The sequence below is a fragment of the Luteibacter sp. KNZ12-1A genome (assembly GCF_056755675.1).
Genome location: NZ_JBPGXU010000155.1, coordinates 1 through 6,520 on the forward strand (window position 1 = coordinate 1; position 6,520 = coordinate 6,520).

8 protein-coding genes and 1 other RNA gene are annotated in these 6,520 nt (G+C 66.9%); 2 read left to right on the forward strand and 7 right to left on the reverse strand.

All coding sequences use genetic code 11. From position 1 onward, the window contains the following. Positions 1-207 precede the first annotated feature (207 nt). The 7 genes from ACR9ZJ_RS18595 to ACR9ZJ_RS18625 all read right to left on the reverse strand — a co-directional run bounded on the left by ACR9ZJ_RS18595 (position 208) and on the right by ACR9ZJ_RS18625 (position 4,331). Positions 208-1,674 (reverse strand): DNA recombination protein RmuC, encoded by a 1,467-nt coding sequence (locus ACR9ZJ_RS18595; protein ID WP_481288597.1) that lies wholly within the window; start codon positions 1,672-1,674, stop codon positions 208-210. Positions 1,675-1,770: 96 nt separating this feature from the next. Further along, the gene (rpiA, locus tag ACR9ZJ_RS18600) at positions 1,771-2,427 is read right to left on the reverse strand and encodes a ribose-5-phosphate isomerase RpiA (protein ID WP_481282446.1); all 657 of its coding nucleotides are present in this window, start codon (positions 2,425-2,427) and stop codon (positions 1,771-1,773) included. Next, entirely contained in the window at positions 2,424-2,882 is a 459-nt protein-coding gene (locus tag ACR9ZJ_RS18605) for an EVE domain-containing protein (protein WP_481288598.1), read from the reverse strand. The genes rpiA and ACR9ZJ_RS18605 overlap by 4 nt, the downstream gene beginning before the upstream one ends. Continuing rightward, positions 2,879-3,490: a 5-formyltetrahydrofolate cyclo-ligase gene (locus tag ACR9ZJ_RS18610; protein ID WP_481282448.1), complete on the reverse strand. Its 612-nt coding sequence runs from the start codon at positions 3,488-3,490 to the stop codon at positions 2,879-2,881. Before ACR9ZJ_RS18610 ends, ACR9ZJ_RS18605 begins: the two co-directional genes overlap by 4 nt. 109 nt (positions 3,491-3,599) lie before the next feature. After that, a non-coding RNA gene (ssrS, locus tag ACR9ZJ_RS18615) (6S RNA) lies at positions 3,600-3,782 on the reverse strand. 7 nt (positions 3,783-3,789) lie between these two features. Continuing rightward, positions 3,790-4,098 (reverse strand): cell division protein ZapA, encoded by a 309-nt coding sequence (locus tag ACR9ZJ_RS18620; protein ID WP_167031288.1) that lies wholly within the window; start codon positions 4,096-4,098, stop codon positions 3,790-3,792. Positions 4,099-4,106: 8 nt separating this feature from the next. After that, positions 4,107-4,331 carry a TIGR02449 family protein gene (locus ACR9ZJ_RS18625; RefSeq protein ID WP_036116258.1) on the reverse strand — a complete coding sequence of 75 codons (225 nt, stop codon included), beginning with the start codon at positions 4,329-4,331 and terminating at the stop codon, positions 4,107-4,109. Positions 4,332-4,447: 116 nt separating this feature from the next. Between ACR9ZJ_RS18625 and ACR9ZJ_RS18630 the strand changes: the two genes are divergently transcribed. Together ACR9ZJ_RS18630 and ACR9ZJ_RS18635 are read left to right on the forward strand one after the other, a co-directional pair. Beyond that, the gene (locus ACR9ZJ_RS18630) at positions 4,448-5,014 is read left to right on the forward strand and encodes a UPF0149 family protein (RefSeq protein ID WP_481288599.1); all 567 of its coding nucleotides are present in this window, start codon (positions 4,448-4,450) and stop codon (positions 5,012-5,014) included. Continuing rightward, positions 5,011-6,303, forward strand: coding sequence for an aminopeptidase P N-terminal domain-containing protein (locus ACR9ZJ_RS18635; RefSeq protein WP_481288600.1), 1,293 nt, complete (start codon positions 5,011-5,013; stop codon positions 6,301-6,303). Before ACR9ZJ_RS18630 ends, ACR9ZJ_RS18635 begins: the two co-directional genes overlap by 4 nt. The last annotated feature ends 217 nt before the right edge of the window (positions 6,304-6,520 follow it).

Here is a 6,520-nt window from a genome sequence, read left to right on the forward strand (position 1 = left end):
GGCGCTCCGGGGGCGGGATCCGTGGGGCGCACCCAACGCCCCCTTGGCCGGGGGCGCGGGCTCGGCCGCCGATCCCGCGGCAGCGGGCCAGGTCGAGGCAAGCACCCATCGCCGGCATAGCCGGCTCCCACAAGGGGCCAGGCTTCCACAAGGGGCAGGGGGCGAGGCAGGCACCCATCGCCGACGAGGTCGGCTCCCACCTGGCTATCAGTCTTCGGAGGGTGGGGTGGGGGCCGCTTCGCCCTCGGCGTCGGTATCGTCCAGGCCCGGCGCCAGTTCGAGCAGGACTTGCGACTCGTCCGCGCCCAGCGATTCCACCCCGCGCAGCTTGCGCTCGATGGCGCGGGTGCGGATGCCCGCGCTGTCGATGCTGTTGCGTACCGTGTCCAGCTGTTTCCGGGTCTTCTCCAGCACCGTGGCGAACTTGCCGAACTCGTTCTTCACCGCCGCCAGCACGTGCCAGACCTCGGACGAGCGTTTCTCGATCGCCAGTGTCCGGAAGCCCATCTGCAGGCTGTTGAGCAGGGCGGTGAGCGTCGTGGGGCCCGCCACGGTGACGCGGCATTCGCGCTGCAACTGCTCGGAAAGCCCGGGGCGGCGGATCACCTCGGCGTAGAGACCTTCGGTGGGCAGGAAGAGGATCGCGAAATCGGTGGTGTGCGGCGGCGCGATGTACTTGCTGCGAATGCGCTTGGCTTCTTCGCGCACGCGCAATTCCAGCGCCTTGCCGGCGAGCAGCGCCCCTTCGGCATCGGCCGCGTCCTGCGCGTCGAGCAGGCGCTGGTAATCCTCCACGGGGTATTTCGCGTCGATCGGCAGCCAGACCGGCGTGCCTTCGTCGGTGCCGGGCAGGCGGATGGCGTACTCGACGCGTTCACTCGAACCGGGCACCGTGGCCACGTTGGACGCGTACTGTTCCGCCACGAGGATCTGTTCGAGCAACGCGCCCAGTTGCACTTCGCCGAACGTGCCACGGGTCTTCACGTTGGTCAGCACGCGTTTCAGGTCGCCCACGCCGGCGGCGAGCGCCTGCATTTCGCCGAGCCCGCGTTGCACGGCTTCCAGCCGCTCCGACACCAGCTGGAACGACTGGCCCAGCCGTGTCTCCAGGGTGGACTGGAGTTTCTCGTCCACGGTGGCGCGCATCTGCTCCAGCTTGGCGGCGTTGTCCTGCTGGATCGCGGCAAGTCGCGTTTCCAGGGTGGCGCGGATATCGCCAAGGCGCTTTTCGTTCTCGGCGGTGAGCGCGGCGAAACGCTGGTCGATCGATTCGCCGAAATGTTTCAACGTGAGGGCGGATTCCTCGCGGGTCTTGCGCGAATCGTCGGCCAATCCCTGGCGCAGCGATTGCAGGCCGATGTCGGTACGCTCGGTGAGCTGGTCCAGGCGGCGGCCGAAACCCTCGATGCGCTCATGCTGGCGTTCGGCGGCGATCTGCAGTTGTTCCTGCACGTGCCCGCGGAATTGTCCGAAGCTCTCGCCCAGTTCGCCGCGGCCCGCGCGCTGTTCTTCGCGGATGACACCTTCCAGCCGGCGGTTGTCCTCACGCAGCGCGTCGAGGCGAAGCGCGCTGCCATCGTCCTGCCCGCCACGGGAAAGCAGGGCGATCAGCAGGCCCAGGCAGGCCAGGGCGACGGCCAGCAGGGCGATCAGGAGGATGGTTTCGAGCGTCATGGAGCGAGAGGGTACCTGTGTTGGTGGCTCCTGGCGAAGCCGTCGCCGCCGAAGCGGCTCCCACAGGAGGCGTCGTCAGACTGGGGGATGGGCGTCTCAGAGCTCGCGATTGCCGACGATGACGACATCGGCCGGGCGCCTGGCGAACAATCCGACCGTGACCACGCCGACGACCTGGTTGAGATCGGCTTCCAGTTCCACCGGATTGGCGATCCGCCAGCCGTGCACGTCGATGATCCAGTTGCCGTTGTCGGTCACCACGCCGTCGCGCCACACCGGGTTGCCCCCTCGGGCGACGATCTCGCGCGCCACGTGGCTGCGCGCCATGGGGATCACTTCGATCGGCAGCGGGAACTTGCCGAGCACGTCGACCAGCTTGCTCGCATCCACGATGCAGACAAAGGTATCCGACGCGGCGGCCACGATCTTTTCGCGGGTGAGGGCGGCGCCGCCGCCCTTGATCAGGCGCTTGTGCGGATCGCATTCGTCCGCGCCATCGACGTAGAGGTCGAGCCGGCCCGCCGCGTTGAGGTCGATCACGTCGATGCCGAGCTTGCGCAGGCGTGCGCTGGAGGCTTCCGAACTGGATACGGCGGCCTTGATGCGGTCGCGGTACTGCGAGAGTTCGTCGATGAAGAAATTCACCGTGGAGCCGGTACCCACGCCGATGACGCCGTCCTTGAAACCACCATTGCCGACGTAGCGGAACGCGGCGGTTTCGGCGGCTAGACGCTTCTCGTTGTCCTGGCTCATGACTTTTCCAGCTTCAGGATGAAGTCCCAATCACTCTTTGCCACGGGCATCACCGACAGGCGGTTGCCCTTGCGCACGAGCGGCATGTCGGCGAGTTCGTCGTACCCCTTCAGTTCCTCCAGCGAGATCGTGCGCGCGAGCTTGCGCTCGAACTTCACGTCGATCAGCACCCAACGAGGTTCCTCGCGCGTGCTCTTCTCGTCGTAGTACTTCGACCTGGGGTTGAACTGGCTCTCGTCCGGATAGGCGAGCGAGGCCACCGTGGCGATCCCGGCGATGCCGGGAACGTCCGTGTTGGAATGGTAGAAGAAAACCTTGTCGCCGACCTTCATGCCGTCGCGCATGAAATTGCGCGCCTGGTAGTTGCGCACGCCATCCCAGGGTTCGATGCCCTTGCGCTTGAGGTCGTCGATCGAGAAGGTGTCCGGCTCGGACTTCATGAGCCAGTATTTCATGCGTCGACGCCCGTGCAGTCGATCAGTTCCTTGTCGGTCGCGATGTAGTCGAGCGAGATGTCCCACTCGGCGGTCTCGATCGCGTCCAGTTCCTGGAAATCGTAGCCGACGCCGACGAGCAACGGCCGTGCCGGACGGGGTTGTCCGCGGAGGAACTCGAAGCTCCGGTCGTAATAGCCACCGCCGAAGCCGAGGCGATTGCCGCGCCGGTCGAAGCCCAGCAACGGCACCAGTACGAGGTCGAGCTTGCTCGCCTCGATGATGCGTTCGGCGGCCTTCGGCTCGGGAATGCCCATTTCGTTGGCCTCGACGTCCTCGCCGGTGGTCCAGGGCGCGAACGTGAGCCGGCGCTTGCCGCCCGACTTGGTGACGATGGGCAGGTAGAAGGTCTGACCGCGCTCCGCCATGGGCGCGATGGCGAGGTTGAGCGGCAGCTCGCCACCCGTGGCCCAGTAGCCGGCCACGTGTTCGTCGGTGAGGAATTCGGGCAACTGCTCCAGGGACTGGCGCAGTCCCTGTGCCGCGGCGACACGCTCCGCCGGCTTCAGCTGGCGGCGGCGCTGCACGAGGTCGGCTCGCAGTTCACGTCTCTCGGGTAGCTTTGACATGGGTCGTTCAGCCGAACGGCACAGGCAAGGTTGCCGTCGAGCCGCCCCCTCCGGTGCCGCGGAGGGGACGCTGACCGGTCAGGAACCGGCCGGCCGGGGAAATAAGGAGGCGTTCTCCGCGATGCCGCTGCGCACCAAACGACCTTGATCCAAAGGATCAGGTGGGAGGGCTACGCAACTTCGAGGCTTTCCGTACGAGGCGGACATGCACAACAGTCGCGAAAAGCCGACCCGGGGTCGTATGTAGGAACAAGGCAAATGTAAAGTGCGCTGGCGAACACCGCAGGGAACGCCCGGCGCTATTTTACCGATGCGTCGAGCAGACCATCAAGCTTTCTTCGCAGGGAAGCCAATCCGTCGGTCAGCACCTGTTCCTGCGAGTCGTGCTCCTTGCGCAGCGTGAGGAGCTCGTGAGCGATGCTCACGGCCGCCAGTACGGCGATCCGGTCGAAACCGGGAACCTTCGCGTTCGATTTCAGCTCGCGCATCTTGCCGTCGAGGAACTGGGCGGCGGCGATCAGCCCGGGGCGCTCTTCCGGAGCGCAGGCGATATGGAACTCGCGGTCGAGCAGGCGCAGGGATACCGGTTCGCTGGCGGTGGCATTCATAGGAGGTATCAGCCCGTGTTCTCGAGCGCCTTCAGGCGCTGGATCATCGCTTCCACACGGCTACGCGCCTGTTCGTTGCGCGCCATCAGCCCTGCACGTTCGTTCGCCAGCTGTTCCTGGCTGTGCCGCAGGCTGCGGTTTTCCTCGGTCAGCCGGCGGACGGTATCGACGAGCCGGTCGAGCGTCGCGCTCAGGGCTTCCAGTTCGGTCTTGAAGGCATCCGGGTTCGTCATGCGCGGACTATATAACAGGATGTCGGGCCTTGTCGGCAGCCCGTGAAGGCGAAGGCGCCAGCGGCGTGAAGTCGCCTGCATTAGACTTCGGTTTCGCGTATCCAGGAGTAGCCGTCATGTCGGCCAACCAGACCGTCGATCCGGAAGAGATCGCCGAGCTCATCGCCCGCTGCAAGCTGTCCGTGTCGGTCAGCGAATTCCATGGTGCCCTGGTGGGTTACCTCAGCGCCGGTGGCCACTTTCCGCATGGCTCCGTGCTGGAGGCACTGCAACTCGAGCCCGACCCGGCACCGAGCGACAAGGAAATGGCCATGCTCACCCGCCTTCGGCATCAGACCGAGGAATGGCTGGCCGACCCCGAGTTGACCTTCTCGCCCTGGCTGCCCGACGACGACGCGCCCATCCCGGAACGCGCCGAGGGCCTCAGCGAGTGGGTCGAGGGTTTCCTCGGCGGCTTCGGCCTGGGCGGTTCGGTGGAGGTCAACCGGGGCATGAGCGACGATGCGAAGGAAGTCCTGCAGGACATGGCCGGCATCGCAACGGCCGATTTCGAGTTCGATCCGAATGACGACATCAATGACGAGAGCCTGATCGAACTCGAGGAATTCGTCCGCGCCGGCGCCATGCTGTTGCACGCCGAGCTGAGCCGCGTGTCCCGACCGGCCAACGACACCCTGCATTGATCGCCGCGGCCGAGTACGCCCGGCGCCGCCGGGAGCTGATGCGCATGGCCGGCGGGGACGCGGTGCTGATCCTCGCCGCGGCCCCGGAGCGCATGCGCAACGCCGACGCACCCTGGCCGTACCGGCAGGATTCCGATTTTCACTACCTCACCGGCTTCGACGAGCCGGAGGCCGTACTGGCCTTGCTCCCCGGGCGTGCCCACGGTGAAACCGTGCTGTTCTGCCGCGAGCGCGACGCCGACCGCGAACGCTGGGACGGCGAGCGCATGGGCACCGACCGCGCCGCGCGCGAACTGCGCCTGGACGATGCCTTCCCGATCGACGATATCGACGACATCCTCCCGGGCATGATCGAGGGCCGGGCGCGCGTGTACTGCCATTTCGGCCAGGAACCCGATTTCGACGCCCGCCTGCTCGGTTGGATGCGCCGCTTGCGCACGGCACGGGGAGGTGGCGTCGTACCCAAGGACCTGGTGGCCCTGGGGCATTTGCTGCACGACCTGCGCCTGTTCAAGTCACGTGACGAACTGGCCCTCATGCGCCGTTCCGGCGAGGTGGCCGGTGCGGCCCACCTCGCCGCGATGGCCATCGCCCGGCCCGGCGTGGCCGAGTACGAGGTGGAGGGCGAGATCCTCCGCACCATCCGCGGCCGTGGCGCGGTGCCCGCCTTCCCACCCACCGTGGCTGGCGGTGCCAACGCCTGCATCATGCATTACCAGGCGAACCGCGCCATCCTGAAGAACGGCGACCTGCTCCTGGTCGACGCGGGGGCGGAAGTGGATTGCTACGCCTCCGACATCACCCGCACCTTTCCGGTCGGCGGGCGGTTCAACAAGGAACAGCGCGCGCTTTACGACATCGTGCTCCAGGCCCAGTTGGCGGCGATCGACGCGGTCCGGCCCGGCCGTTCGTTCGGCGATGCCCACGACGCCGCCGTTCGCGTCATCGCGGAAGGCCTCTGCGCGGTGGGCATCCTCCGCGGCGGCGCCGACCGGATCATCGCCGAAGGCAGCTACAAGGCCTATTTCCCCAGCAAGACGGGCCACTGGCTCGGCCTCGACGTCCACGACGTGGGCGACTACCGCATCGACGGCGAACCACGCGTCCTCGAAGAAGGCATGGTCGTCACGGTGGAGCCGGGGATCTACGTTCCCCTGGACGATAAGCGCGTCGACGAGCGCTGGCGCGGCATCGGTATCCGCATCGAAGACGACGTGGTGGTGACGAAGGGCGCTCCGGACGTGATGACGGCGATGGTTCCCAAGTCTCCCGAGGCCCTGGAGCACTGAGCAGGCCTTGTGGAACCCGGCAGACTTTGTCGGAGCCGGCAAACCCTGTGGGAATCGGCGGACCTTTTAGAAATCAGCAGAACGTGTGGGAGCCGCTTCAGCGGCGATCCCGCGGCAGCGGGCAAGGTTGAGGCAAGCCCCATCGCCGACCCCGGGGGGGGCCCCCCCGCGGCGCCCGGTTTTGGGGGTGGGGGGGGCCCCCCCCGGGGCCGGGGGG

What these genes read in the sequence shown, in the direction of transcription:
- ACR9ZJ_RS18625 (WP_036116258.1), bottom strand. Translation starts at nt 4,331, where the DNA reads ATGACGAACCCGGATGCCTTCAAGACCGAACTGGAAGCCCTGAGCGCG.
- ACR9ZJ_RS18610 (WP_481282448.1), bottom strand. Translation starts at nt 3,490, where the DNA reads ATGTCAAAGCTACCCGAGAGACGTGAACTGCGAGCCGACCTCGTGCAG.
- rpiA (WP_481282446.1), bottom strand. Translation starts at nt 2,427, where the DNA reads ATGAGCCAGGACAACGAGAAGCGTCTAGCCGCCGAAACCGCCGCGTTC.
- ACR9ZJ_RS18595 (WP_481288597.1), bottom strand. Translation starts at nt 1,674, where the DNA reads ATGACGCTCGAAACCATCCTCCTGATCGCCCTGCTGGCCGTCGCCCTG.
- ACR9ZJ_RS18605 (WP_481288598.1), bottom strand. Translation starts at nt 2,882, where the DNA reads ATGAAATACTGGCTCATGAAGTCCGAGCCGGACACCTTCTCGATCGAC.
- ACR9ZJ_RS18620 (WP_167031288.1), bottom strand. Translation starts at nt 4,098, where the DNA reads ATGAATGCCACCGCCAGCGAACCGGTATCCCTGCGCCTGCTCGACCGC.
- ACR9ZJ_RS18630 (WP_481288599.1), top strand. Translation starts at nt 4,448, where the DNA reads ATGTCGGCCAACCAGACCGTCGATCCGGAAGAGATCGCCGAGCTCATC.